General features: G+C 68.1%; 22 protein-coding genes and 1 pseudogene. 10 read left to right on the forward strand and 13 right to left on the reverse strand.

What is annotated here, in order from left to right; translation table 11 throughout:
- Window positions 1-145: 145 nt before the first annotated feature.
- Window positions 146-1,558, reverse strand: coding sequence for a multidrug transporter subunit MdtD (gene mdtD / locus SF06_RS10415; RefSeq protein WP_039561261.1), 1,413 nt, complete (start codon window positions 1,556-1,558; stop codon window positions 146-148).
- A 163-nt stretch (window positions 1,559-1,721) separates the two neighbouring features.
- Between mdtD and SF06_RS18735 the strand changes: the two are divergent.
- From SF06_RS18735 to SF06_RS10425, 3 genes and pseudogenes are all read left to right on the forward strand, one after another.
- A pseudogene (locus SF06_RS18735) lies at window positions 1,722-2,489 on the forward strand (MCP four helix bundle domain-containing protein); the annotation flags it as partial.
- Window positions 2,487-3,353 (forward strand): methyl-accepting chemotaxis protein, encoded by an 867-nt coding sequence (locus SF06_RS18740; RefSeq protein ID WP_330220466.1) that lies wholly within the window; start codon window positions 2,487-2,489, stop codon window positions 3,351-3,353. The pseudogene SF06_RS18735 and the gene SF06_RS18740, both read left to right, overlap by 3 nt.
- Window positions 3,354-3,480: 127 nt before the next feature.
- Complete coding sequence (locus tag SF06_RS10425; protein WP_027588884.1) at window positions 3,481-3,780, forward strand: hypothetical protein; 300 nt, start codon at window positions 3,481-3,483, stop codon at window positions 3,778-3,780.
- Window positions 3,781-3,983: 203 nt separating this feature from the next.
- On the opposite strand, the gene ald is transcribed toward SF06_RS10425, so the two are convergent.
- The 3 genes from ald to SF06_RS10440 are packed head-to-tail and all read right to left on the reverse strand — an operon-like array spanning window position 3,984 to window position 7,189.
- Entirely contained in the window at window positions 3,984-5,105 is a 1,122-nt protein-coding gene (gene ald / locus SF06_RS10430) for an alanine dehydrogenase (RefSeq protein ID WP_027588885.1), read from the reverse strand.
- 6 nt (window positions 5,106-5,111) lie between these two features.
- Window positions 5,112-5,858: a slipin family protein gene (locus tag SF06_RS10435; protein ID WP_039561381.1), complete on the reverse strand. Its 747-nt coding sequence runs from the start codon at window positions 5,856-5,858 to the stop codon at window positions 5,112-5,114.
- The gene (locus SF06_RS10440; protein ID WP_039561266.1) at window positions 5,858-7,189 is read right to left on the reverse strand and encodes an NfeD family protein; all 1,332 of its coding nucleotides are present in this window, start codon (window positions 7,187-7,189) and stop codon (window positions 5,858-5,860) included. The genes SF06_RS10435 and SF06_RS10440 overlap by 1 nt, the downstream gene beginning before the upstream one ends.
- A gap of 243 nt (window positions 7,190-7,432) precedes the next feature.
- Between SF06_RS10440 and yccS the strand changes: the two genes are divergently transcribed.
- Window positions 7,433-9,628, forward strand: a complete 2,196-nt coding sequence (gene yccS / locus SF06_RS10445; protein ID WP_027588888.1) for a YccS family putative transporter — start codon at window positions 7,433-7,435, stop codon at window positions 9,626-9,628.
- Window positions 9,629-9,631: 3 nt separating this feature from the next.
- Here yccS and SF06_RS10450 read toward each other — a convergent pair whose 3' ends face one another.
- Window positions 9,632-9,865, reverse strand: a complete 234-nt coding sequence (locus SF06_RS10450) for a hypothetical protein (protein ID WP_037008330.1) — start codon at window positions 9,863-9,865, stop codon at window positions 9,632-9,634.
- Between the two features lie 251 nt (window positions 9,866-10,116).
- On the opposite strand from SF06_RS10450, the gene ligB reads away from it, so the two are divergent.
- Window positions 10,117-11,805: an NAD-dependent DNA ligase LigB gene (gene ligB / locus SF06_RS10455; protein ID WP_039561269.1), complete on the forward strand. Its 1,689-nt coding sequence runs from the start codon at window positions 10,117-10,119 to the stop codon at window positions 11,803-11,805.
- Between the two features lie 102 nt (window positions 11,806-11,907).
- Here the strand turns inward: ligB and SF06_RS10460 are convergent, their stop codons facing one another.
- The 3 genes from SF06_RS10460 to phoB form a co-directional block, all read right to left on the reverse strand.
- Window positions 11,908-13,248: a hemolysin family protein gene (locus SF06_RS10460; protein WP_027588890.1), complete on the reverse strand. Its 1,341-nt coding sequence runs from the start codon at window positions 13,246-13,248 to the stop codon at window positions 11,908-11,910.
- A 67-nt stretch (window positions 13,249-13,315) separates the two neighbouring features.
- Window positions 13,316-14,638, reverse strand: coding sequence for a phosphate regulon sensor histidine kinase PhoR (phoR, locus tag SF06_RS10465; RefSeq protein WP_039561271.1), 1,323 nt, complete (start codon window positions 14,636-14,638; stop codon window positions 13,316-13,318).
- A gap of 2 nt (window positions 14,639-14,640) precedes the next feature.
- Complete coding sequence (phoB, locus tag SF06_RS10470; RefSeq protein ID WP_027588892.1) at window positions 14,641-15,330, reverse strand: phosphate regulon transcriptional regulator PhoB; 690 nt, start codon at window positions 15,328-15,330, stop codon at window positions 14,641-14,643.
- Between the two features lie 154 nt (window positions 15,331-15,484).
- Between phoB and SF06_RS10475 the strand changes: the two genes are divergently transcribed.
- Window positions 15,485-15,856 carry a COG4315 family predicted lipoprotein gene (locus SF06_RS10475; protein WP_039561272.1) on the forward strand — a complete coding sequence of 124 codons (372 nt, stop codon included), beginning with the start codon at window positions 15,485-15,487 and terminating at the stop codon, window positions 15,854-15,856.
- A 114-nt stretch (window positions 15,857-15,970) separates the two neighbouring features.
- On the opposite strand, the gene ubiA is transcribed toward SF06_RS10475, so the two are convergent.
- Window positions 15,971-16,861: a 4-hydroxybenzoate octaprenyltransferase gene (gene ubiA, locus SF06_RS10480; RefSeq protein ID WP_039561275.1), complete on the reverse strand. Its 891-nt coding sequence runs from the start codon at window positions 16,859-16,861 to the stop codon at window positions 15,971-15,973.
- Window positions 16,862-16,875: 14 nt separating this feature from the next.
- Entirely contained in the window at window positions 16,876-17,421 is a 546-nt protein-coding gene (locus SF06_RS10485) for a chorismate--pyruvate lyase family protein (protein WP_027588895.1), read from the reverse strand.
- A 133-nt stretch (window positions 17,422-17,554) separates the two neighbouring features.
- Between SF06_RS10485 and SF06_RS10490 the strand changes: the two genes are divergently transcribed.
- The 4 genes from SF06_RS10490 (at window position 17,555) to SF06_RS10505 (ending at window position 19,854) form a co-directional block, all read left to right on the forward strand.
- On the forward strand, window positions 17,555-17,722 hold the full coding sequence (locus tag SF06_RS10490; protein ID WP_027588896.1) for a rubredoxin: 168 nt from the start codon (window positions 17,555-17,557) through the stop codon (window positions 17,720-17,722).
- Window positions 17,722-18,876, forward strand: coding sequence for an NAD(P)/FAD-dependent oxidoreductase (locus SF06_RS10495; protein WP_039561276.1), 1,155 nt, complete (start codon window positions 17,722-17,724; stop codon window positions 18,874-18,876). Before SF06_RS10490 ends, SF06_RS10495 begins: the two co-directional genes overlap by 1 nt.
- A 204-nt stretch (window positions 18,877-19,080) precedes the next feature.
- Window positions 19,081-19,353, forward strand: a complete 273-nt coding sequence (locus SF06_RS10500; RefSeq protein WP_027588898.1) for an HU family DNA-binding protein — start codon at window positions 19,081-19,083, stop codon at window positions 19,351-19,353.
- A gap of 126 nt (window positions 19,354-19,479) precedes the next feature.
- Window positions 19,480-19,854 (forward strand): hypothetical protein, encoded by a 375-nt coding sequence (locus SF06_RS10505; RefSeq protein ID WP_027588899.1) that lies wholly within the window; start codon window positions 19,480-19,482, stop codon window positions 19,852-19,854.
- A gap of 112 nt (window positions 19,855-19,966) precedes the next feature.
- Here the strand turns inward: SF06_RS10505 and SF06_RS10510 are convergent, their stop codons facing one another.
- The 3 genes from SF06_RS10510 to SF06_RS10520 form a co-directional block, all read right to left on the reverse strand.
- Window positions 19,967-21,394 carry an aminoacyl-tRNA deacylase and HDOD domain-containing protein gene (locus tag SF06_RS10510; RefSeq protein WP_027588900.1) on the reverse strand — a complete coding sequence of 476 codons (1,428 nt, stop codon included), beginning with the start codon at window positions 21,392-21,394 and terminating at the stop codon, window positions 19,967-19,969.
- Window positions 21,395-21,478: 84 nt separating this feature from the next.
- Window positions 21,479-23,554, reverse strand: a complete 2,076-nt coding sequence (gene recG, locus SF06_RS10515; protein ID WP_039561277.1) for an ATP-dependent DNA helicase RecG — start codon at window positions 23,552-23,554, stop codon at window positions 21,479-21,481.
- Window positions 23,551-24,483, reverse strand: coding sequence for a hydrogen peroxide-inducible genes activator (locus tag SF06_RS10520; RefSeq protein WP_027588902.1), 933 nt, complete (start codon window positions 24,481-24,483; stop codon window positions 23,551-23,553). Before SF06_RS10520 ends, recG begins: the two co-directional genes overlap by 4 nt.
- Window positions 24,484-24,507: the final 24 nt, after the last annotated feature.

Genomic DNA, 24,507 nt, shown 5'->3' on the forward strand with positions numbered 1-24,507 from the left:
ACATCCCTCGAACTGCCTAAAGCGCTTGCAGGGCAACATAGAATCTCCCACAAGCGGTGCGGACCCGCGCGCTTTCGTGGGAGCGGACTGGTCCGCGAGCTTTGGGCGGTCGAATTCACTCCCACCGGGCGATGCGGGACAGCCTTTAGTCCGGCGCCTGTACCCTCGGCGGTAGGTGGCCGCTGCTGCCGTCGCGCTTGCCCAGCTGCAGGAAGATCGCCGCGGCGAGCATCGACAGTCCGCCCAGGCACAGGAAGGTCAGCTGGAAGGCGCCGAGCACATCGCGCTGCGGCGTGCTGAAACCGCCCAGCAATGCCGCCGCCGAGGCCACGCCCAGCCCCATCGCCAGTTGCACCACCACCGCCAGCAGGCTGTTGCCGCTGCTGGTCTGATGGTCCTGCAGGTCGATCAGAGCGATGGTGTTCATGGCGCTGAACTGCAGCGAGTTGCAGGCGCCGATCAGCGCCAGTTGTGCCAGCAGCAACGCCAGCGGCGTGTCCTCGCCGGTGACGCCCAGGCTGGCGATCAGTGCACCGAGCAGCAGGGTGTTACCCACCAGCAGGCAACGGTAGCCGAAACGATCTATAAGCCCCTTGGCCAACGGCTTGATGGCCATGGCGGCCAGCGCCAGCGGAATCATGCTCATGCCCGCTTCGGCCGGCGAGTACCCGAGCGCCACCTGCAGCAGCAGCGGCACCAGAAACGGCAGCGCGCCACTGCCCAGCCGGCCGAACAGATTGCCGAGAATGCCCACGGCGAAGCTGCGCGTGTTAAACAACGTCGGCGAGAACAGCGGTCGCTCGATGCGCCCGGCGCGCAGCCAGTAGGCGGCCAGGCAGGCCGCGCCACCGAACAGCAACAGCAGCACCCGCGCGGTGGGCATGCCCAGGTCGCCCAGGCCTTCCAGAGCGATGGTGATCTGCAGCATCGCCGCGCCGAACAGCAGGAAACCCAGGGTATCGAACTGGCTGCGCTGAGCGCCGCGCAGGTCGGGCATGAAACGCAGCGCAAACCAGGCGCCCAGCGCGCCCACCGGCAGGTTGATCAGGAAGATCCAGTGCCAGCTGGCGTACTCCACCAGCCAGCCGCCGAGGGTCGGCCCCAGCAACGGGCCGATCAGGCCGGGAATGGTCACCAGGCTCATCACCCGCACCAGCTCGCTGCGCGGGTAGGCGCGCAGCACTACCAGCCGCCCCACCGGCATCATCAAGGCGCCGCCCAGGGCCTGCACGATACGCGCACCGATCAACTGCGGCAGGCTCAACGACAGGGCGCACAGCAACGACCCGACGGAAAACAGCAGGATCGCGCTGAAGAAAATCCGCCGCGTGCCGAAACGATCGGCGATCCAGCCGGACGCCGGAATCAGCAGCGCCACGGTGAGCATGTAGGCGATCACCACGCCCTGCATGCGCAGCGGGTCCTCCGCCAGATCGGCGGCCATGGCCGGCAGCGCGGTGTTGAGGATGGTGCCGTCCAGGGTCTGCATGAAGAACGCCACCGCGACCAGCCAGGGCAGGATCCGGGCGGTGCGTTCGTCCAGCGGATGCGAAGTCATGGCGAGTTCCGGAAACGGGGGCGCCAGTTTAACGGATGCGCCCTGGCGATTGGCCGCCACTATTGACCGTCTAGTCACTCTCTACTGGCAATCAGCCAACAGTGCTGGCAGATTGCCGCGCACCGGCGCCCTGTGCGCCTCGAACACCCGCGTGAGGCCTCCAATGTTGTCCCGTCTCTCCATCCAGCGCACCCTCGCCCTCTCCTTCGGCGCCATTCTCGCCGCGCTGTTCGCCTTCAGCCTCTACCTGCAGGTCGGCATCAGCCGGGTAGGTGACCGGCTGGAAAGCGTGGTCGATCGCAACATCAGCCTGCTCGCCACCATTTCCCACCTGCGCTACAGCACCGTCACCTACCGGCGCTTCGCTCTGGACTACGGGCTGACCGTCAATCCTGCCGAGCACCGGGTCATCCTCGAGAAGGTCGAGGCCAACAACCGCGCCGTGGATCGCTACCTGCGCCAGATGGAAGCCCTGGCCAGCACCCCCGCCCTGAATCGCTTCATCCGTGACTTCAGCGCCGGCATGCAGGACTACCATCGCATGCAGGACAACTACATCGGCCTGATCGGCCAGGGGCGCATCGACGAGGCCCGCCGCACCATCCTCGGTCCGATGCTGGCGCCGTTCGACCGCCTGGTCGGCCTGCTGGCCGACCTGCAGACCGAGATCGTCAGCGAAGCCGAGCAGTTGAAGACCGAACAGCTGGCCGCGCTCCAGCGCCAGCAGCTGCTGCAGGCGCTGTTCGGTGTGCTGCTGCTGTTGTTCACCCTGACCATGGGCTGGCTGATCACCGGCAAGATCAAGCGTCCGCTGCAACTGCTCAGCGGCCAGATGCACCGCGTCGGCCAGGGCGATCTGAGCGAAGCGCTGCGCCTGCGCGAGTTCGACGAGGACGAGCTGGGTGCGCTGGCCAGGGACTTTCACGCCATGCAGCAGGGCATCGCCACGCTGGTCAGCGAAGTGCAGGTGCGTCTGAAGGAACTGGACCTGGCGACCGATCAGGTACTTGGCCTGTCGCGTGACGGCTCGCGGATCCTCGATGCCCAGCAGCACGACATCGGCCAGATCGCCTCGGCGATGAACCAGATGGAAGCCACCTTCCAGGAGATGGCGCGCACCACCACCCACGCCGCCGAGGTCGCCAGCCGGGCCAGCGGCCAGGCCCACAGCAGCGACCAGGTGGTCAGCGGGGCCATCGGCCAGCTGACCCAGGCCGCCGCCGAGATCGAGGAAGCCGGCCGTCTGGCCAGCGTCCTGCAGCAGGACAGCACGGCCATCGGCGCGATCTCCGACGTGATCAGTCAGATTGCCGATCAGACCAACCTGCTGGCGCTCAACGCGGCCATCGAGGCCGCCCGCGCCGGCGAGCAGGGCCGTGGCTTCGCGGTGGTGGCCGACGAGGTGCGCAACCTGGCCCGGCGCACCCAGGACTCCATCGGCGAAATCAACGGCATCATCACCCAGTTGCAGAACCGCAGTGCGCAGATCGGCGACAGCATGCAGCGCGGCCAGACCAGCATGCAGCAGAGCGTCGAGCAGGCCGGCGCGGCCGGGGGCTCGATGCGCGAGATCAGCCGATCGGTGGTGGAAATCTCCGATCTGAACATCCAGATCGCTACTGCCGTGGAACAGCAGAACCAGGTCACCCAGGAGTTGAACCGCAACCTGGAGAGCATCAACGGCAACTCCGAGAAAGTGGCGGCCAGCGCCCGCCGGGCCGGCGAAGCCGGCCAGCACCTGGAAGCGCTGACCGAGCGGCTGCGCGAGCTGGTCGGCCGCTTCCGCCTGAGCTGACCTTCGGCCCGCGAGCCCCTAAGGGTTATCCACAGCCCTTGCGGGCAGGCGGGTGCAGCGCAACGGAACTCTGCCGCCGCCCGGGCCTCACAGCTGCATCGGGTTTCTTTCGTACAGGAGTTTTTCGATGCGTATTCCGTCCCTGGCCCTGCTGTCCCTTTCCCTGCTTGCCAGCACCCCGCTGCTCGCGGCCAACTGGCCTGACGCCGCGCGGAAACAGTTCGTCGACGAGTGCGTGCGCAGCGCCGATGCCAACACGCCCCCGGCCAAGGCCCGCGCCTACTGCGAATGCTCGGCCGAGCGGGTCAGCAGCGAATTCAGCGACGCGGAGATCCGCCAGCTGCAAGGCCAGGCCAATCTGGACGACCGCACCCGCGAACGCCTCGGCCAGGCCGCCAGCCAGTGCCTGCATCATCTGAACCCCTGACGTGATCGGGCCCGACCCTGGTTGCCAGGCCGATGCTCCACCGGCCGGCGCAAAGCCGGCCCTACAGGATTCTGCACGCTCCGGGCTGTAGGAGCGAACTCAATCCCGAGCTTCTGGCGCGGCCGGCCAGGCGCCAGCGGGCATGGAAAGCTCGCGCACAAGTCCGCCCCCACAGGCCACTACCCGCACATCCTGCAACATCCCTACGACTGCGCCAGCACCTCTTCCGCCCGATGACAGGCCAACCCGTGCGCTTCGGCAACGCCGGGGTGCGTGACACAGCCGCGCGCCAGGTTCAGCCCATCGCGCAGCCGCGGATTTTCCTGCAGGGCGCGCTTGCAGCCCTTCTCGGCCAGCTCGATGACGAACGGCAGGGTGGCGTTGTTCAGCGCCAGGGTGGCGGTGCGCGCCACCGCGCCGGGCATGTTGCTGACGCAGTAGTGCACCACCTCGTCGACCACGTAGGTGGGCGCGTCATGGGTAGTGGGTCGCGAGGTTTGCGCGCAGCCGCCCTGGTCAATGGCCACGTCGACCAGCACCGAGCCCGGCAACATGCGGCGCACCAGGTCGGCATCGATCAGCTTGGGCGCTGCGGCGCCGGGTATCAGCACCGCGCCGATCACCAGATCGGCGCCCAGCACGCGTTTTTCCACCGCGTCGCGACTGGCGTACAGGGTGTGAATGCGATTGCCGTACTGGGCGTCCAGCCGGCGCAGCGCCTCGATACGGGTGTCCAACACACTGACATCGGCACCCAGGCCGACCGCCATCGCCAGCGCCTGGCTACCCACCACGCCGGCGCCGAGAATGGTCACCCGCCCCGCCGGCACGCCGGGCACGCCGCCGAGCAGCACGCCGCGCCCGCCCTGCGGCGTTTCCAGGCAATGGGCGCCGGCCTGGATGGCCATGCGCCCGGCCACCTCGGACATCGGCGCTAGCAGCGGCAGGCCGCCCTGCGCATCGCTGACCGTTTCGTAGGCGATGCACAGCGCGCCGCTGTTGAGCAGGTCCTCGGTCTGCTGGCGATCCGCGGCCAGGTGCAGGTAGGTGAACAGGCAGTGCTCGGGGGTCAGCCAGGCGCGCTCCTGGGCCTGTGGCTCCTTGACCTTGACGATCAGCTCGCAGGCACCGAACAGCGTGTCGGCATCGGCGACGATCAGCGCGCCGGCCGCCTGGTAGTCCGCATCACGAAAGCCGATGGCGCTGCCGGCCTGGCTCTGCACCAGCACCTTGTGGCCGCGGCCGACCAGCTCGGCCACGGCGGCCGGGGTCAGACCGACGCGGCTTTCCTGCGGCTTGATTTCCTTGGGTACGCCGATTTCCATGGACGGTCACTCCCGTCGAAACCCGCCGAGCAGATCGATCGGCAGGGGAAAGATGATCGTGGAGTTCTTGTCCACGGCGATCGAGCTCAGGGTCTGCATGTAGCGCAGCTGCATGGCGCCGGGCTGGCGAGACAGCACCTCGGCGGCCTGCATGAGTTTTTCCGAGGCCTGCAATTCGCCCTCGGCGTGGATGACCTTGGCGCGCCGCTCCCGTTCGGCCTCGGCCTGTCGGGCGATGGCGCGCACCATGGATTCGTCCAGGTCGACGTGCTTGATCTCCACATTGGAGACCTTGATGCCCCAGGCGTCGGTCTGCGCATCGAGCACCTGCTGGATATCAGTGTTGAGCTGCTCGCGCTCGGCCAGCATGTCGTCCAGCTCGTGCTTGCCGAGTACCGAGCGCAGGGTGGTCTGCGCCAGCTGGCTGGTGGCGGCGTGGTAGTCCTCGACCTGGATGATCGCCTTCTGCGCATCCAGCACCCGGTAGTAGATGACGGCGTTGACCTTCACCGAGACGTTGTCGCGGGAGATCACGTCCTGGGTCGGCACATCCAGCACCAGGGTACGCAGGTCGACGCGCACCATCTGCTGCAGGCCGGGAATCACCAGGATCAGCCCCGGCCCCTTGACCTTCCAGAAGCGGCCTAGCTGGAACACCACGCCACGCTCGTACTCGCGCAGGATACGGAACGCCGACAACACCAACGCGACCAGCAGCATCAGCAGCACGCCGAAGCTGAATGAATAACCCATCATGGTTCCACCTCCCGGTCGGGACTTACCCGCAACGTCAGACCGTCGCGCGCCAGCACCTGCACCCGTTGCCCGACCTGTAGCGGTTCGCCGCTGCGCACCTGCCAGCGCTCACCCTGCAGGCTCACCCAGCCTTGGCGAGGGTCGTTCTCCAGCGCGTCGACGCGCACCAGACTGCCCACCAGCCCCGCGTCGCCGGCCACCTGGCGCTGCCGGCGGGCGCGCAGCGCCATGCCGAGGATCGCCAGCATCAACGCGGCACTGGCGGCCGCGGTGACCAGGATCACCGACAACGGGATACCAAAGCCGGGCACCTCGGTGTCGATGAGGATCAGCGCGCCGAACACGAACGCCGCGATGCCGCCGAAACCGAGCACGCCGAAGCTGGGCAGGAACGCCTCGGCGGCCATGCACACCAGCCCGAGCAGGATCAGCGCCACGCCGGCATAGTTCACCGGCAACAGCTGCAGGGCATAGAGGCCGAGGATCAGGCAGATGCCGCCCATCACTCCGCCGATGCCGGTGCCCGGGCTGGAGAACTCGAAGATCAGCCCGTAGATGCCGATCATCATCAGCACCAGCGCCACGCTGGGATTGGTGATCACGGAGAGTATGCGTGTCCGCCAGTCTGGCTGGTGCGCTTCCAGGGGCGCGCCCGCGGCAGCCAGGCTGCGCGGCCCGGCGGCGGTCTGCAGGGTCTTGCCGTCCAGCTGGGCGAGCAGCGCCGGCAGGTCGGCGGCCAGGTGGTCGATGACCTTCAGCCTCAGGGCGTCCTCGGCGGTCAGACTGCCCGCCTCGCGCACCGCCTGCTCGGCCCACTCGGCATTGCGCCCGCGCAGCTGCGCCAGGCCGCGGATGTAGGCGGCGGCGTCGTTGACCTGCTTGCGGGTCATGGCGTCGTCCGGCTTCTGTGCCTGCTCGCCTTCGGGAGACGGCTGTTGCGGCGGCCCGCCCGGCGCACCGCCCACCGCCACCGGGGTGGCCGCGCCCAGGTTGGTGCCCGGCGCCATGGCGGCCACATGACTGGCGTAGAGGATGTAGGTGCCGGCGCTGGCGGCCCGCGCGCCGCTGGGCGCGACGTAGCTGGCCACCGGCACCGGGCTGGCGAGGATCGCCTTGATGATGTCGCGCATGGAGCTGTCCAGTCCGCCGGGCGTGTCGATGCGCAGCACCACCAGTTGCGCGCCCTGCTCGGCAGCGCGGGCCAGGCCACGTACCAGGTAGTCGGCGCTGGCCGGACCTATCACCCCCTCGACGCTCAGCACCCACACGGGTGCCGGGACGGCCTGGGCCAGCCCGGCGGACAGCACCAGCAACATGCCGAGCAGCATGCGTCGCACGGCAATACCTCCTGGCAGGGATCGGTCTGCTCAGGATAGACGAGGGCCGCCGGAGGGCTGGCTCGCTGCCGCGAGGAAGGCGATCCTGCGGCGTGTCGCCTGGCTCCCCTCCCCCTGGATGGGAGAGGGGGCCAGCCCGTGCGGGATCCACGCCCCAGCACCCACCCATCAGCGGTGTCACGTCAGCGGCCAATTCGCTACTCTGGCCGCGTTCCCGTCGTAGCGGAGCCTTCGATGCCCTCGCCGTCCCTTCGTCATTCCCTGCAGCGCCTGTGGAGTACTGACACCCTCGCCTACAGCCTGCGCGTGTTCATCGCGCTGGCCGGCGCCATGCTGGTCGGCCTGCTGGAAGGCCGCCTGGACCTGGTGATCCCGCTGTTCCTCGGGGTGATCGCCAGCGCGCTGGCGGAAACCGACGACAACTGGCTGGGCCGCCTGCAGGCGGTGGCGGTGACGCTGCTGTGCTTCGCCGTGGCGGCCTTCTCGGTGCAGCTGCTGTTCCTGCATCCCTGGCTGTTCGTCAGCGGGCTGGCGGTCGCCACCTTCGCGCTGACCATGCTCGGCGCGGTCGGCCCGCGCTACGCGACCCTCGGCTGGGCGACGCTGATCCTGGCCATCTACACCATGATCGGCGTGGAACAGCGCGGCGGAGTACCCGGCAGCTTCTGGCACGAACCGCTGCTGCTGTTGGCCGGCGCGGCCTGGTACGGCGCGCTGTCGGTGCTGTGGGCGGCGCTGTTCGTGCACCAGCCGGTTCAGCAGGGCCTGGCGCGGCTGTTCGAGGAGCTGGGCCTGTACCTGAAGATCAAGAGCAGCCTGCTCGAGCCGCTGCGCCAGCTGGATGTCGAGGAGCGTCGCCTGGAGCTGGCGCGGCAGAACGGGCGGGTGGTCAACGCGCTGAACCAGGCCAAGGAGATCCTGCTGCACCGCTTCGCCAACGGTCGGCCCTCGGCGCGCCTGAGCCGCTACCTGCGCCTGTACTTCACCGCCCAGGACATCCATGAACGGGCCAGCTCCTCGCACTACCCGTACAACGAGCTGGCCGAGGCGTTCTTTCACAGCGACGTCATGTTCCGCTGCCAGCGCCTGCTCAACCAGCAGGGCAATGCCTGCCGCACCCTGGGTCGGGCCATCCGCCTGCGCGAACCCTTCGACCACGGCGAAAGCCGCGCCGCGCTGGACGACCTGCAGGCCTCGCTGGCGCATCTGCGCGAACAGAACCGGCCGGAGTGGCGCAAGCTGCTGCGTTCGGTGAACGCACTGGCCAACAACCTGGAAACCCTGGAGCGCAAGCTGGCCGGCGCCAGCAACCCGGATGCCCTGGCCGACGAGCAGGATCCCAGCCTGTTCGACCGCTCGCCGCGCAGCCTGCGCGAAGCGCTGCAGCGTATCCGCCTGCAGCTGACGCCCACCTCGCTGGTGTTCCGCCATGCCCTGCGGCTGTCCATCGCGCTGTGCGCCGGCTACGGCATCCTGCACTGGATCGATCCGACCCAGGGCTACTGGATCCTGCTCACCACCCTGTTCGTCTGCCAGCCGAACTACGGCGCAACCCGCACGCGGCTGGTGCAGCGCATCCTCGGCACGCTGATCGGCCTGGTGTGTGGCTGGGCGTTGATCAGCCTGTTCCCCCAGGCGCTGCTACAGGCGTTCCTGGCGGTGATCGCCGGCGTGCTGTTCTTCGCCACCCGCGCCAGCCGCTACACCGTCGCCACGGCCGCCATCACCCTGCTGGTGCTGCTCAGCTTCAACCAGATCGGCGATGGCTACGGGCTGATCTGGCCGCGGTTGTTCGACACCCTGCTCGGCAGCCTGATCGCCATTGTCGCGGTGTTCCTGATCCTGCCGGACTGGCAGGGCCGACGCCTCGACCGCCTGCTGGCCAGCACGCTGACCAGCCATGCCGAATACCTGCGCGAAATCCTCGCCCAGTACGTGAGCGGCAAGCGCGACGACCTGGCCTACCGGGTGGCGCGACGCAACGCACACAACGCCGACGCGGCGCTGTCCACCACGCTGTCCAACATGCTCATGGAACCGGGGCACTTCCGCCGGGACACCGAGCAGGGTTTCCGCTTCCTGGTGGTCACCCACACCCTGCTGGGCTATCTGTCGGCGCTGGGCGCCCACCGCGCGCCGCTGGGCACGGATCAGGACGCGACCCTGCTGGAGGAGGCCGGCGCGCGCATCGTCGCGGCGCTGGAGGAAATTGCGGGGGGGCTGACCGGCAATTCGGTGCTGGCCGTGCACAACGAGGAAGAGCAGGCCCTGGCCGAACAACTGGAGCAGTTGCCGGACAGCCTGGATGACAATCACCGCCTGGTGCAGACCCAGCTGGCGCTGATCTGCCGGCAACTGGCCCGCCTGCGCACGCTGGGCAGCCACCTGCTCAAACGCGAACAGGCGGCCAGCGTGCGCCAGGGCGGGTGAGGCTCAGTCCTGGGCGGGGTTGGTGTTCATGTCGCTTTCCTCCGGCACACCGCTGGGTGTGGTGGGCGGCGGAGTGGGCGTGGTGGGCGGCGCCGGCTCGGCCGGCGGCGGAACCGGCTGGACCGGCTCGTTGGTCTGCGGGGCCGGGGTGGTATCGATCCGATCCTCTTCATCGGGACCACAGCCCACCAGCACGACACCGAGCAGCGCCGGCAGAATGAGATGCGCAAGACGCATGGGTTTACCTCCATGAACCTGGGGCCGGACTAGACCAGCCGGATTTTTTGCGGAAACGGCCCCGTTCACTACCGGGCCACGCTTGTCTGACTGCGAACGGCCGCGAGAGTGCCCGAGCCGCTGTCTACAGGAGCCGCTTCGGCCGCAACCCACCACCGTGCCGATCCGGTCGCGGCTCAAACCCCTCCCACGGCGATCTGCCAACCGCTTGGCTATGCTCCCGGGCCGATCTCCCGTGCAAGGACGCACCCATGCCCTTCCTTCGCCCGCTGCTCGCGGCGCTCAGCCTGTGCATGCCGCTCGCCCAGGCCTGCCCCGACTGGTCCGTCGAACGCGCCAACGCCGAACTGCATCAGCTCGCCGACCAATTGGCGCAGTGGGACAGCGCCTATCACCGCGACGGTCGCTCACCCATTGCCGACGAGCTCTACGACCAGGCCAGCCAGCGCTTCGCCCGTTGGCGCGACTGCTTTCCGGAACAGGCGCCGCCCGCACCGCAGCCCCTGGCCGGGCTGGCTGGCCCCGTCGCCCACCCCGTGCCGCAGACCGGGTTAAGCAAGCTGGCGGACGATGAGATCGAGGGTTGGCTGGCCCGCCGCGAGGCAGTGTGGATTCAGCCCAAGGTGGATGGCGTGGCGGTCACCCTGGTGTACCGCGCCGGCCAGCTGGCACAGGCCATCAGCCGGGGCGACGGTCGGCATGGCCAGGACTGGACCCAGCGGGTACGCAAGCTGCCGGCCGTGCCGCAGCGCCTGCCGCAAGCGCTCGACGCCGTGCTGCACGGCGAGCTGTACTGGCGTGTGCCCGGTCATGTGCAGGCCGAACGCGGCGGCCAGGGCGCTCGGGCGCGGGTCGCCGGCCTGCTGGCCCGGCAGACGCTTGGCGCCGAGGAGGCTGCCGGCATCGGCCTTTTCGTCTGGGACTGGCCGGACGGCCCCGCCGATCCCGCGCAGCGACTGACCGGGCTGGAAAGCCTGGGATTCGCCGACAGCCCGGCCTTCAGCCATCGCGTCGCCGATACCGGCGAGGCGCGGCGCTGGCGGGAACACTGGTTCCGAAGCGACCTGCCCTTCGCCACCGATGGCGTGGTGTTGCGCCAGGCCGCACGCCCGCATGGCCAGCACTGGCAGGCACAGCCGCCGAGCTGGGCGGCGGCCTGGAAATATCCAGCGCGCCAGGCGCTGGGCGAGGTGCGCGAGATCGAGTTCCGGATCGGGCGCAGTGGACGCATCACGCCGCTGCTGCATCTGCAACCGACACGGCTGGATGACCGCAGCGTGCGCAAGGTCTCGGCCGGCTCGCTGTCGCGCTGGCGCTCGCTGGACATCCGACCCGGCGACCAGGTCGCCATCGGCCTGGCCGGCGGCAGCATCCCCCGGCTGGACGGCGTGGTCTGGCGCTCGCCGCTGCGGGAGGCGGTGGACGCGCCGGACATCACCGCCTACCACCCGCTGAGCTGCTGGCACCCGACGCCGGGCTGCGCAGGGCAGTTCCTGGCTCGCCTGGAATGGCTGTCGAGCCGGCAGGGGCTGGATCTGTCCGGGCTCGGCCCGGGCAGCTGGCGCGCGTTGCTGGAGGCCGGGCTCCTGGACCACGGACTGCTGGCCTGGATGCGCCTCGCACCCGGCGATCTTGCGCAGGTACCGGGCATACGGGCCAGGCCGTTACTGGAGGGCGCCGAACGGGCGCGCCGGCGCCCGCTCGAACGCTGGCTGATCGCACTCGGCATGCCGTCCGGCATTCAGCTGGCAGCGGAAGATGACTGGCGACGCCTGTCCAGCCGCTCGGAAGACGAGTGGCGGCGGCAAGCGGGACTGAGCGCGCAACGCGCCCGTCAGGCCCAGCGCTTTTTCCAGCATCCCGCCGTGCAGGCGCTGGCGGCGCAGTTGGCGGAAGCCGGTGTCAGCGGGTTCGCCGCGAGATCACAGCCGCCCCGGTGAGCAAGGTGACCCGCGCTAACAGCTCGCGAATGAATTCGCTCCCACGGAATTGCGCCGGTGGGAGCGGACTTGTCCGCGAGCTGTTGGTGCATCCACAGGTACTCAGTCGCGCTTGACCACCTTGGCCAGCACTACCTTGGGTCCCTTCATCTTCTTGACGATGATGCGCAGGCCGGAGGTTTCCAGGGCTTCCTCCTCCTCGGGCATGCGGTTGAGGGTTTCGTAGATCAGCCCGGCCAGGGTGTCCGCCTCGATGTGGTCCAGGTCGACGCCCAGCAGGCGCTCGATCTTGAACAGCGGGGTGTCGCCGCGCACCAGCAGCTTGCCCGGCTGGTAGGCCAGCACGCCGCGCTCGGCCTTGCGGTGTTCGTCCTGGATGTCGCCGACCAGGGCTTCCAGCACGTCCTCCATGGTCAGGTAGCCGATCACCTTGCCGTCGGCTTCCTCCACCAGGGCGAAGTGCACGCCGCCCTTGCGGAACTCCTCCAGCAGGGTGGTCAGCGGCATGTGCCGGGAGATGCGCTCCACCGGGCGGATCACCTCGTCCAGGTCCAGCTGCTGCGGCAGCTCGCCGAGGCGGGCCAGTTCCAGCAGCAGGTCCTTGATGTGCACCAGGCCGATGAACTCGCCGCTGGCCTCGTCGTACACCGGGTAGCGGCTGTACTTGTGGCGACGCAGGGTGCCGAACAGCTCCTCAAGCGGCGCGTTGCGCTTGATGTACACCAGGTCCTCGCGGGAGTTGGCCCAGTCGGCCACCTCCAGCTCGCCCATCTCCACCGCCGAAGCCAGCACGCGGATATCCTGGTCGCTGGGGTCGTGGGCGCGACTGGAATGCAGGATCAGCTTCAGCTCGTCGCGGCTGTAGTGATGTTCGTGGTGCGGCCCCGGCTCGCCCTGGCCGGCGAAGCGCAGGATGGCGTTGGCGCTGGCGTTGAGCAGGAAGATCGCCGGGTACATGGCCCAGTAGAACAGGTACAGCGGCACCGCCGTCCACAGCGACAGCAGCTCCGGCTTGCGGATGGCCCAGGACTTGGGCGCCAGCTCGCCGACCACGATGTGCAGGTAGGAAATGATGAAGAAGGCGACCGCGAAGGCGGCGCCATGGATGACCACCGGGTTGGTCACGCCGAGGGCGGCGAACAGCGGTTCGAGCAGGTGCGCGAAGGCCGGCTCGCCGACCCAGCCCAGGCCCAGCGAGGCCAGGGTGATGCCCAGCTGGCAGGCCGACAGGTAGGCGTCGAGCTGGCGGTGCACGGTGCGCAGGATGTGTCCGCGCCAGCCATGCTGGCTGGCGATGGCCTCCACCTTGGTCGAGCGCAGCTTGACCATGGCGAATTCGGCGGCCACGAAGAAACCGTTGAGCAGAACGAGGAAGAAGGCGAACAGGACAAGGCCGAAATCGGCGAAGTAGGTGGAAACGCTGAGACTAGGGGAAGGGTCCATGGTGGTTCGGGTTGGCCAATGATTCGCGCAAGATGGCTATTCAGATGGGCTTTTTCAAGCCCGACGGTCAATCGGAGGCGCTTTGCGCCGTGTGGCGCACCCGCTGGGTCAGCGGAAAATGGCAGGTGAAGGTACTGCCCTTGCCGGGCTGGCTGACGATTTCCAGTCGCCCGCGATGGCGCAGTAGCACATGCTTGACGATGGCCAGGCCGAGCCCTGTACCGCCGGTGTCGGCGGCACGGCTGGCGTCCACCCGGTAGAAGCGCTCGGTGAGGCGCGGGAGGTGCTTGGCTTCGATGCCAATGCCACTGTCGCGCACCGCCAGGTGCGCGCCCTGCTCGTCGCTCCACCACCGAACATGGATCTCACCGCCAGCCGGCGTGTACTTCACCGCGTTGAACACCAGGTTGGAGAAGGCGCTGCGCAGTTCGCTGTCGCAGCCCTTGAGCAGCAGGCCGGCCTCGGCCTCCAGGGAGATGCGGTGACCGCGCGTGCCGGACAGCGCCACGGCATCGGTGCGGATCGTCTGCAACAGGCGCTCGACCGCCACCGGCTGGTTCTCGGCCGGGTAATCGGTGGCCTCCAGACGCGCCAGCAGCAGCAGATCGTCCAGCAGGTGTGACATGCGCGTGGCCTGCTGCTGCATCTGCTGCATGGGGCGCAGCCAGCGCGGCGCCAGGGTATCGGCATGGTCGAGCAGGGTTTCCAGGTAACCGCTGATCACCGTCAGCGGCGTGCGCAGTTCGTGGGAGACGTTGGCCACGAAGTCCTTGCGCATCTGCTCCAGCTGCTGCATGCGCGTCACGTCGCGCACCACCATCAGGTGCTCGCGCTGGCCATACAGGGTGATGAAGATCTGCAGGTGCAGGTTCGGGTCCACCGGCGAACGCAGACTCAGCGGCTCGGCGAACTCCTTGCGTTCGAAGTACTCCTTGAAGCGCGGGTGGCGCACCAGGTTGATCACCGGCTGGCCACTGTCCTGCGGACTCTTGAGGCCAAGCAGGCGGCTGCCGGCCGGGTTCCACCATTCCAGGTTGCCATCGCTGTCGAGCATCACCACCGCATCCTGCAGGGCGGTGGTGGACTGCTGGGCACGATCGATCACCGCCTGCAGCCGCTCGCGGGCCTCGCGGTTGCGGCGTTGCAGCAGGTAGATGCGGTCGTAGAGCGCTTCCCACAGGCCGCGCGCCTCGGGCACCTCGTCGCGGGGATTGGCGTTTTCCAGCCAGCGCTGCAGACGCAGCAGGTCACGCAGCACCCAGGCCAGATAGGCGGCCAGCCACAGCGCCAGGCTCCAACCCCAGGCGCCGCTGATCAGGCCGAGCAACAGGGTCGCCGCCAGCAGCAGCAGGCCGTGGCGCAACAGCACAGCGGCAGGATTGGCTTTCACATTCAGGCTCGGGTGGAGAAACGGTAACCGGTGCCGCGCACCGTCTGAACCAGCGACTCGTAGTCGCTGCCTAGCGCCTTGCGCAGCCGGCGGATATGCACGTCGACGGTACGCTCTTCCACATACACATTGCCACCCCAGACCTGGTCCAGCAGTTGGCCACGGGTATAGGCGCGCTCCTGGTGGGTCATGAAGAACTGCAGCAGGCGGTACTCGGTGGGTCCCATCTCGGCCGCGCGACCATCGATGGTCACCCGGTGGCTGACCGGGTCCAGGCGCAGGCCGCCCACCTCGATGGGCGTCTCGTCGTCATCCGCGCCGGTGCGACGCAGCACGGCCTTCAGGCGCGCCACCAGCTCGCGGGGCGAGAACGGCTTGGTGATGTAGTCATCGGCGCCGACCTCCAGGCCCTGCACCTTGTTGTCCTCTTCGCCCTTGGCGGTGAGCATGATGATCGGCGTGGCGGCGGTCAGCTCGTCGCGCTTCAGGCGCCGCGCCAGTTCGATGCCCGAGGTCCCGGGCAGCATCCAGTCGAGCAGGATCAGGTCCGGCTTGCGATCGACGATCAGGCTGTGCGCCTGCTGGCTGTCGGCCGCTTCCAGACACTGGTAGCCGGCCATCTCCAGCGCCACCGCGATCATCTCGCGGATCGGCGCCTCGTCATCGACGATCAGAATGGTCTTGCCTGCCATGGTTTCCCTATGCGATTCCGGTCAATGCCGGGCATTAGATAACGGAATTGTTGCAGCGGTGTGACAGTTGAGTGGCGCGCCGTGCGTCGGACGCTCCCGGCAAACAACCGTCGCAGGCACTCCAACCGGATGAATATCGCGAGGGGTACCTGCCATGAAAATGCCGATCCCGTTATTCAGCGCTGTCGTCGCACTGACGCTGCTTTCCGGCCTGGCCCACGCCCAGGCGCCTGCCTCGGTCCAGGATGATCGCCTGGTCGACCCGCAGGGCATGACGCTCTACACCTACGGAAAGGACAGCGAGGGGCAGTCCAACTGCACCGAGCAATGCGCGGACATCTGGCCACCGCTGATCGCCGCGGAAGGCGCACAGCCGAGCGGCAAATGGAGCCTGGTCACCCGCCAGGATGGCACGATGCAATGGGCCTACGACGGCAAGCCGCTGTACACCTACGCCAAGGACAAGCAGCCCGGCGACACCACCGGCGACACGCTGATGGGCGTCTGGCATGTGGCCAAGCCGTAGGCCGTCGTGAAACGCCTGTGGGAGCGGAGCGGACTTGTCCCCCAGGCTGCGGTGGCGCCGGCGCAAAAGCATCGCCTGAAGCCCCTCCCGCAGGCTCCCGGGCCATGGGAGGCGCTAGCGCAGCAGGTAATCCACCACCACGCCGAGGAAGATCGCCAGCCCGGCCCAGTGGTTGTGCAGGAAGGCCTGGAAACACACCAGCGGCTCACGGTTGCGGGTGCGCCAGAACTCCCAGAGGAAGCAGGCCAGCGCCACGCCCAGGCCGAGGTGGAAATACAGGCCGAGCCCGAAACGCGCGCCGGCCAGCAGCAGGAACACTAGCGACAGGCACTGCAGGGTGAAGATGATCAGCCGGTCAGCCTCGCCGAACAGGATGGCGGTCGAGCGCACGCCGATCTTCAGGTCGTCCTCGCGGTCGGCCATGGCGTAGTAGGTGTCGTAGCCGACGGTCCACACCACGTTGGCGATGAACAGCACCCAGGCCTCCGGCGGCAGCACGCCGCGCTCGGCGGTGAAGCACATGAGGATGCCCCAGGAGTACGCGGCGCCGAGCACCACCTGCGGATAGTAGGTGTAGCGCTTCATGAACGGGTACAGCGCGGCCACCGCCAGGGCGCCGAACGACAGCCACACGGTGACGGCGTTGGTCAACAGCACCAGGCCGAAACTCAGCGCCACCAGCACGGCGAACAGCAGCCAGGCTTCCTTTACCCGCACCTTGCCGGTGGCCAGCGGCCGGGTACGGGTGCGTGCCACATGGCCGTCGAAGTTGCGGTCGGCGAAGTCGTTGATCACGCAGCCGGCCGAGCGCATGAGAATCACCCCCAGGGTGAAGATGGCCACGTGGGCGACACTCGGCGCACCCTCGCCGGCAATCCACAGCGCCGCCAGGGTCGGCCAGAGCAGCAGGTAGATGCCGATCGGCTTGTCCAGGCGCATCAGCTGGACGAAGTCCCAGGCGCGGGGATGCAGGCGATTGAACGATTGCAGCAGCTGCGTGTACATGGGTTCTCCGGTGACTAGGGGTTGCCGTCGGCGGCGCGTACCGCCCGCCAGTGCGGCGGCAGGAAGATCTCGGCGACCAGCACGCCGACCGAACCGCGCTGGAAGCAGGAGCGCCGCGCCCAGAGTCCGGCCTGAGCCGCCTCGGCGGGCAGCCAGGCGGGCGGGTAGTGGCAGATCTCGAAGGGGCTGCGCCCGAAGGCCTTGTCGCTGAACAGCAGATGGCCCAGCGGGCGCTTGCCCAAGTGCTGCAGGTCCAGCTCCAGCGCCTGCAGTGCCTCGCGGCTGGCCACGCTGCGGGCGAACACCCAGGGCTCGCCGTGCCCGCAAAGATAGACCTCGCGCACCCACCCGGTGCTGCCGGGCGCCAGGCCCAGCACGGCGCATTCGTCGTCGCGCAACCCGTGCCAGCCTTCCAGCAGCGGGCGCACGGAAAAATCGCCGCCGGCGAGGGTGGTCAGGCGCAGGGTCAGGGAGCCCGGCTCGAACAGCCAGTCCCGCACGCTGGCATCGAGCGGGGCGGCCAGGCAATCGGCGGTCAGCCAGGGAGAAAGGTCGGACACGATTGAATCGGCAGTTGGGGTACGAAGGCCGGCAGTCTACCGCACCCTACCAAGGAAAGGGTCCGCCACCCTTGGCGCATCGCGGTGCTTGGGATAGCGTGCCGGTTCGTGGCAACCCAGCGAGACAATGCAGATGAAGACCTGGCAATGCGCGGTATGCGGACTGATCTATGACGAAGCCAAGGGCTGGCCCGAAGACGGCATCGCCCCCGGCACCCCCTGGGCACAGGTGCCCGAGGATTGGGTATGCCCCGACTGCGGGGTCAGCAAGAGCGACTTCGTGATGATGGAAGTGGCCTGATGGCGCAACCCAAACCCGTGGTGATAGTCGGCACCGGGCTGGCCGGCTACGGCCTGGCCCGGGAGTTTCGCAAGCTCGATGTGCAGACCCCGCTGCTGCTGATCAGCGCCGACGACGGCCGTTCCTATTCCAAGCCGATGCTCTCCACCGCCTTCGCCAAGGGCCAGGATGCCGAGGCGCTGGTGATGGCCGAACCGGGCGCGCTGGCCGAGCAGTTGCATGCCGAGATCCGCACCCACACCCGAGTGACCGCCATCGACCCGCAGGCCCGCCGCCTGTGGCTGGATGCCGAGCCCGTCGACTACCGCGACCTGGTGCTGGCGCTGGGTGCCGAGTGCGTGCGGGTACCGGTGGATGGCGATGCCACCGGGCGCATTCTCACCGTCAACGACCTGGAGGACTACGCACGCTTTCGCGCCGCGCTGAAGGGCAAACGGCGGGTGCTGATCCTCGGCGCCGGGCTGATCGGCTGCGAGTTCGCCAACGACCTGCGCCTGGGTGGTTACGAGGTGGACCTGGTCGGTCTGTCCGAGCAACCGATGCCGGAACTGCTGCAACCGGCGCTGGGCGACGCTCTGAGCGATGCGCTGCGGCAGCTCGGCGTGGGCCTGTATCTGGGCCGCACGCTGGCCAGCCTGAACCAGGCCGGCGACGGCCTGCAGGCGCTGCTGTCCGACGGGACGCGCCTGGACTGCGACCTGGTGCTTTCGGCGATAGGCCTGGGCCCGCGCACCGCGCTGGCCCAGGCGGCAGGCCTGGCCACTGGGCGCGGCATCCGTGTCGACCGGCAGCTGCGCAGCTCCGCACCGCACATCTATGCGCTGGGCGATTGCGCCGAGGTCGAAGGCCTCAACCTGCTTTACGTGATGCCGCTGATGGCCGGCGCTCGCGCCCTGGCCCGCACGCTGGCGGGCGAGCCGAGCGAGGTGCGCTACGGCCCCATGCCGGTGACGGTCAAGACCCCGGCTTGTCCGCTGGTGGTGGCGCCGCCGCCCCCGGGCCGCACCGGCGAGTGGCAACTGGAGGGCGAGGGCCTCGACTGGCGCGCGCTGTGTCGCGATGCCGACGGCACCCTGCTGGGTTACGGCCTGAGTGGAGAGGCCGTGCAGGGGCGTCTGGCACTCAACCGGGAACTGCCGTCGCTGCTCGATTGAGGCGCGCCGCACGACGTTCCGTCGGTTCTGGGCAGCGGTTGGCACCTCAGGCGACGTTCGAGGACTGGCGTGGCCCGTGGGCACATGCCATCCTCGAAGTGACTGCCGCGGGCTAGAGCCCCCGCAGCACGGGGCGCTGTTCACCCGAACAGCACGGACACAACAACAAGAACAACAATGACACCGTCGAAGAGGCATCACTTTATGCGCAAACCGGAACTCGCCGCCGCCATCGCGGACAAGGCCGATCTCACCCGCGAGCAGGCCAATCGTGTGCTCAACGCCGTCCTGGAAGAAATCACCGATGCGCTGAACCGCAAGGAAAGCGTCACCCTGGTCGGCTTTGGCACCTTTGTGCAACGCCACCGGGGCGCCCGCACCGGCAAGAATCCGCAAACCGGTGAACCCGTGAAGATCAAGGCAAGCAACACCGTGGCGTTCAAACCCGGAAAGTCGCTACGCGACGCCATCAACTGATCGCTACACGGCCCGCCTGCCTGGCGGGCCGTTGTTTGCATTTTTCTACACAAGTTCGGCTGCTGGGGCGTTATTTGGCCGCTAGAATCGCGCGCTTAACAACAATTACCCCCTTTCGAGGCCGCGATGAAATTTCGTTTTCTACTCTGGATGCTGGGCCGCCTGATGAACAAGGCCAGCCACACCAACCCCGAGTTCCAGCAGCAGCTGGCCGAGAAGGACCTGGTGTTCCAGTTGCACACCCTGGATGGCCGGGTGGCCCGCCATTTCATCGTCAAGGATCAGCGGATCACCAGCAAACGCGGACCCGCCACTCAGCCGGCCTTCGCCCTGGGCTTTCGTGACGCGGCCTACGGCTTTGCCACCCTCACCGCCAAGAACAAGCAGCTGGCCTTCATGAAGGGCATCCAGGACAAGGACATCCAGATCCAGGGCAATCCGATGCTGGTGATGTGGTTCCAGGGGCTGACCAAGTACCTGAAGCCGAAGAAGAAGGCCTGATCCCGACACTGGCCGGCTACTGAACCGCGGTCTAACGCGGACACACCTTCCTTTCCACTCTCCCGGCGCGCCGCGGCGGCCAGAACAGCGCTGACTGCCCTACGGGGCAGCCCTACTCCTGCGGCTCGTCGTCTCGCGACTGCTGGAACTGGCTGGCCATTTCGCGCAGCGCCGCTTCGGCGCGCAGCACCTTCTGCAAGGCATCCTCGGCCTGCTCGGCCGTGATGCCCAGGCGCTGATAGAGCGCCTCGGGGATCGGCTGCTCCAGGCCATGGCCGATCTTCTGGCCGCGCAGCAGGTTGACCGCCAGGTACACCAGATTGGCGTAGGCGCAGTGCGGCCCGGCGTAATCCGGGTCGTTCTGGAAGCGCAGCGCGGTGAAGATCTCTTCCTGCATCTCCCAGTTACGCATCATCCAGCTGCCGATCTGCTCGCGGGTAATGCCCAGCAGATGCTGCTCGATGTGGCCGTGCCAGAGGTGCGGGTTGGTTTCCAGGTGCTGGCAGATCAGGTTGAAGTGCGGCGGGAAGATATGCGCCAGCAGAAGGTAGCCGAAGTTGTGCAGTAGCCCGCCGAGATAGGCCAGGCCGGTTTCCGGACGCTGGCCGGCAGGAATCATCCGGGTCAGCCCCTCGATCAGCGCAGCGGTATAGATCGCCTGCTGCCAGTAGGGCGTGTTCTGCTGGTTGGGATCACTGAGCTGGCTGAGGTGGCGCCCCAGGGCCAGGCCGAGCGCCAGGTTGATCACCAGGTCGAAGCCGAGCACACGGATGATCGCTTCTTCCACCGAACGCACCTTGCCGGGCGCGGCATACAGCGGCGAGCTCGCCCAGCGCATCACCTGCGCGGCCAGCGCCGGATCGGTTTCCACCACCGAGGTGATGTCTTCGATGGTGGCATTCGGGTTGGCGCGCAGCTTGATGATGCGCTGCGCGGTGCGGGTCAGCGGCGGAATCTCCATGGTCTCGCCGAGACGCTGCTGGATGCGGCGGGCGGTGAAGGTCTTCACCGCCTGATCGATTTCGCTGCTGTCGTCGCCCGGTCGGTCGAGGTTCGGGCGGATGTTGCCCAGGGGTTCACCGAAGCGGCCGGGGCGCGCCTTGGCCAGCAGCATCTGGAAATGCTCGCGGCCGATCTCCAGCAGCAACCCCGGGGCGCCCGACTCGATCAGCAGCACCGGTTGCTCCAGCAGACGCTCGTCGTACAGACAGGGAGAGCTGGTAATCGCCGGCAGCGCCGGCAGGCAGCCCAGGCCATGACGGCTGAGCATGCGCTTGAGGCGCTCCGGGCGTACCGGGCCCAACTGCCGCTCGCTGAAGGCGGCCAGGCGCTTGAGATCGAGCAGCTGGTTACGCGGATACAGCACCAGGGCGGCGCCCAGGTTGTCTTCCAGCAGCACGGCCTGGATACGCTGTGCCGGCGGAATACCCGGCTCCTCGGGTCGGGTGCGCAAGGGTACGGCCAGGCGGCGCAGCAGCTGCTGGATCAATAAGGGAGCGGTCGAAGGCTGTTCGGCCGGGACGATGGTGCACTCGTTCATGGGTACATCCGGGTCTGAAACGGGTGTTTGCAAGGCATATCGGCGCTGCCTCGGATTTCCCAAGGGTGGCCAATCACAAAATTGTCACACCTGGCCGTACTGCTGGCCGTGCCGCAGCCAGCGCGACAGCAGGGGGCCCACATGCTGCGGCCAGCGCGCCAGCAGCTGTTGCGCAGCCTCACGCACCGCCGGCAACAGGTCGGCGTCACGCATCAGGTCGGCAACCTTGAACTGCAGCAGGCCGGTCTGCCGGGTGCCGAGCATCTCGCCGGGACCGCGCAGCTCCAGGTCCTTCTCGGCGATCAGGAAGCCGTCGGTGGTCTCGCGCATGATCGCCAGTCGCTCACGGCCCAGCTGCGATAGCGGCGCATGATAGAGCAGGACACAGTGGCTGACTGCACTGCCCCGACCGACGCGACCGCGCAGCTGGTGCAACTGGGCGAGTCCCAGACGCTCGGGGTTCTCGATGATCATCAGGCTGGCGTTGGGCACATCCACGCCCACTTCGATCACCGTGGTGGCTACCAGCAACTGGATGTCACCCGCCTTGAACGCCTCCATCACCGCCGCCTTCTCGGCCGGCTTCATGCGCCCGTGGATCAGGCCGACACGCAGCTCGCCCAGCGCGGCGGACAGTTCTTCGTAGCTGGTCTGCGCCGCCTGGCAGGTCAGTTCCTCGGATTCCTCGATCAGCGTGCACACCCAGTAGGCCTGGCGTCCTTCGTGGCAGGCCGCGCGCACCCGCTCGATGACTTCCGGGCGGCGGCTGTCGGCGATGGCCAAGGTGTTCACCGGCGTGCGGCCGGGCGGTAGCTCGTCGAGGATCGATGTGTCCAGGTCGGCGTAGGCGCTCATCGCCAGGGTGCGCGGGATCGGCGTGGCGGTCATGATCAGCTGGTGCGGACACAGCCGGCCATCCACGCCCTTCTGGCGCAGCGCCAGGCGCTGCTGCACACCGAAGCGGTGCTGCTCGTCGATGATCACCAGCGCCAGCTTGGCGAAGCGTACCTCGTCCTGGAACAGCGCATGGGTGCCAACCACCATCGGGCAGCCGCCGGCGATCCGCTCCAGCGCGGCGGCGCGCGCCTTGCCCTTGAGCTTGCCGGCCAGCCAGGCGACGTCGATGTCCAGTGGCTCGAACCAGCGGCTGAAGTTGAGAAAGTGCTGCTCGGCGAGAATTTCGGTGGGCGCCATCAGGGCCACCTGGTAGCCGGCTTCCAGCGCCTGCAGGGCCGCCAGCGCGGCGACCACCGTCTTGCCGGCGCCCACGTCACCCTGCACCAGGCGCAGCATGGGTTCAGGTTGCGCCAGGTCGTAGGCGATCTCCGCGCCGACGCGGCGTTGCGCACCGGTGGGCGCGAAACCCAGACCCTGCAGATACAACTCCGGCAGGCGCGTGGCCGGCGGCAGCGCCGGGGCCTGCTGGGCGCGAATGCTCTCGCGCAGGCGCTGCAGGGATAGCTGGTGGGTGAGCAGCTCCTCGAACGCCAGGCGCTGCTGCGCCCAGTGCTGGCCCTCGGCCAGTTCGTGCAGGTCGGCATCCGGCGGCGGGCGGTGCAGGTAGCGGATCGCCTCGGCCAGCGGGCCGAGCCGGTATTCCTCGGCCAGCTCCGCCGGCAGCCAGTCGGGCAGGCTGTTGGGGCCGAGCCGCGCCAGCGCCTGCTCGCTCAGGGTACGCAGGCGCTGCTGGGTCAGGCCTTCGGTGGTTGGATAGATGGGGGTAAGCGTCTGCTCGACCGGCGCCGGCTCGGCGCCGCTCATGGCGCGGTATTCCGGATGGTAGATTTCCAGGCCGGTGGCCCCGGGGCGCACCTCGCCATAACAGCGCAGTGGAGTGCCGCGTTTGAGGCCGTCCTTCTGCGCCTGGCTGAAATGGAAGAAGCGCAGGCTCAGCGTGCCGCTGCCATCCTGCAGGCGTACCAGCAGGCTGCGCCGCCGGCCCATGACCACATCCGCGCCGGCCACCACGCCCTCGACCACCGCATCCTGGCCGGGACGCAGGGCGCCGATCGGCGTGACACGGGTGCGGTCCTGGTAGCGCAACGGCAGGTGGAACAGCACGTCCTGGAGATTTTCCAGGCCGACCTTGGCCAGCTTCTCCGCCAGCGCCGCACCCACCCCTTTGAGGGCCGTAACCGGGACCTGCGCCAGTTCGCTCATGCGGGTTCGGCGGTGCCCAGGGCTTGTGGCCGGGCCACCGAACACAGGCGGATGGAATCGGCCAGCACCTCGATGGCCTTCGGCCGCGGGAAGCTGGCGCGCCAGGCGATGGCCACGGTGCGGAAGGGCACCGGCGGTGTCAGCGGCCGGGTCTCCAGTACGCCCGGCGCGTAGTGGTGGCTCTCCACCGCCGAGAACGGCAGCACCGAGACACCCAGCCCTGAGGCCACCATGTGGCGGATGGTCTCCAGCGAGCTGGATTCCACCGTGGTGTGTTGCGCGGCATCGCCCTTGCGGCTGGTCGGGCAGGCTTCCAGCACCTGGTCGCGGAAGCAGTGCCCCTCGCCCAGCAGCAGCAGACTCTTGTCGTTGAGCTGCTCGGCGTCGATGGTGGCGCGCGCGGTCCAGGGATGCGCGGCCGGCATCAGCACGTAGAAAGGCTCGTCGTACAGCGGCTTGGTCAGCACATCGGCTTCCTGGAACGGCAGCGCGATGATGATCGCGTCCAGCTCGCCGGTGCGCAGCTTGTCGCGCAGCACGTGGGTGAAGTTTTCCTCGATGTACAGCGGCATGTCCGGGGCGACCCGGTGCAGTTGCGGAATCAGGTGCGGGAACAGGTAGGGGCCGACGGTATAGATGGCACCGACCTTGAGCGGTGCGGCCAACTGGTTCTTGCCGGCCTGGGCCAGTTCGCGGATGCCCTGGGCCTGCTCGAGCACCTTCTGGGCCTGGGCGACGATGCCCTCGCCTACTGGCGTGAGCCGCACCGCGCTCTTGCTGCGTTCGAAGATCAGTACGCCCAGCTCGTCCTCGAGCTTCTTGACGCCCACCGAAAGCGTCGGCTGGCTGACGTGGCAGCGTTCGGCGGCGCGCCCGAAGTGCTGCTCCTGGGCGAGGGTGACGATGTAGCGCAGTTCAGTGAGCGTCATAGCGGAATTCCATTGGGCTGGCCG

It is taken from the genome of Pseudomonas flexibilis, from assembly GCF_000802425.1.
Classification (GTDB): domain Bacteria; phylum Pseudomonadota; class Gammaproteobacteria; order Pseudomonadales; family Pseudomonadaceae; genus Serpens; species Serpens flexibilis.

What these genes read in the sequence shown, in the direction of transcription:
- SF06_RS10510 (WP_027588900.1), bottom strand. Translation starts at nt 21,394, where the DNA reads ATGAACGAGTGCACCATCGTCCCGGCCGAACAGCCTTCGACCGCTCCC.
- mdtD (WP_039561261.1), bottom strand. Translation starts at nt 1,558, where the DNA reads ATGACTTCGCATCCGCTGGACGAACGCACCGCCCGGATCCTGCCCTGG.
- SF06_RS10440 (WP_039561266.1), bottom strand. Translation starts at nt 7,189, where the DNA reads ATGCTGCTCGGCATGTTGCTGGTGCTGTCCGCCGGGCTGGCCCAGGCC.
- SF06_RS10475 (WP_039561272.1), top strand. Translation starts at nt 15,485, where the DNA reads ATGAAAATGCCGATCCCGTTATTCAGCGCTGTCGTCGCACTGACGCTG.
- SF06_RS10505 (WP_027588899.1), top strand. Translation starts at nt 19,480, where the DNA reads ATGAAATTTCGTTTTCTACTCTGGATGCTGGGCCGCCTGATGAACAAG.
- SF06_RS10495 (WP_039561276.1), top strand. Translation starts at nt 17,722, where the DNA reads ATGGCGCAACCCAAACCCGTGGTGATAGTCGGCACCGGGCTGGCCGGC.
- ald (WP_027588885.1), bottom strand. Translation starts at nt 5,105, where the DNA reads ATGGAAATCGGCGTACCCAAGGAAATCAAGCCGCAGGAAAGCCGCGTC.
- ligB (WP_039561269.1), top strand. Translation starts at nt 10,117, where the DNA reads ATGCCCTTCCTTCGCCCGCTGCTCGCGGCGCTCAGCCTGTGCATGCCG.
- phoB (WP_027588892.1), bottom strand. Translation starts at nt 15,330, where the DNA reads ATGGCAGGCAAGACCATTCTGATCGTCGATGACGAGGCGCCGATCCGC.
- recG (WP_039561277.1), bottom strand. Translation starts at nt 23,554, where the DNA reads ATGAGCGAACTGGCGCAGGTCCCGGTTACGGCCCTCAAAGGGGTGGGT.
- SF06_RS18740 (WP_330220466.1), top strand. Translation starts at nt 2,487, where the DNA reads ATGCAGCAGGGCATCGCCACGCTGGTCAGCGAAGTGCAGGTGCGTCTG.
- SF06_RS10460 (WP_027588890.1), bottom strand. Translation starts at nt 13,248, where the DNA reads ATGGACCCTTCCCCTAGTCTCAGCGTTTCCACCTACTTCGCCGATTTC.
- SF06_RS10520 (WP_027588902.1), bottom strand. Translation starts at nt 24,483, where the DNA reads ATGACGCTCACTGAACTGCGCTACATCGTCACCCTCGCCCAGGAGCAG.
- SF06_RS10425 (WP_027588884.1), top strand. Translation starts at nt 3,481, where the DNA reads ATGCGTATTCCGTCCCTGGCCCTGCTGTCCCTTTCCCTGCTTGCCAGC.
- SF06_RS10490 (WP_027588896.1), top strand. Translation starts at nt 17,555, where the DNA reads ATGAAGACCTGGCAATGCGCGGTATGCGGACTGATCTATGACGAAGCC.
- SF06_RS10500 (WP_027588898.1), top strand. Translation starts at nt 19,081, where the DNA reads ATGCGCAAACCGGAACTCGCCGCCGCCATCGCGGACAAGGCCGATCTC.
- SF06_RS10450 (WP_037008330.1), bottom strand. Translation starts at nt 9,865, where the DNA reads ATGCGTCTTGCGCATCTCATTCTGCCGGCGCTGCTCGGTGTCGTGCTG.
- ubiA (WP_039561275.1), bottom strand. Translation starts at nt 16,861, where the DNA reads ATGTACACGCAGCTGCTGCAATCGTTCAATCGCCTGCATCCCCGCGCC.
- yccS (WP_027588888.1), top strand. Translation starts at nt 7,433, where the DNA reads ATGCCCTCGCCGTCCCTTCGTCATTCCCTGCAGCGCCTGTGGAGTACT.
- SF06_RS10435 (WP_039561381.1), bottom strand. Translation starts at nt 5,858, where the DNA reads ATGGGTTATTCATTCAGCTTCGGCGTGCTGCTGATGCTGCTGGTCGCG.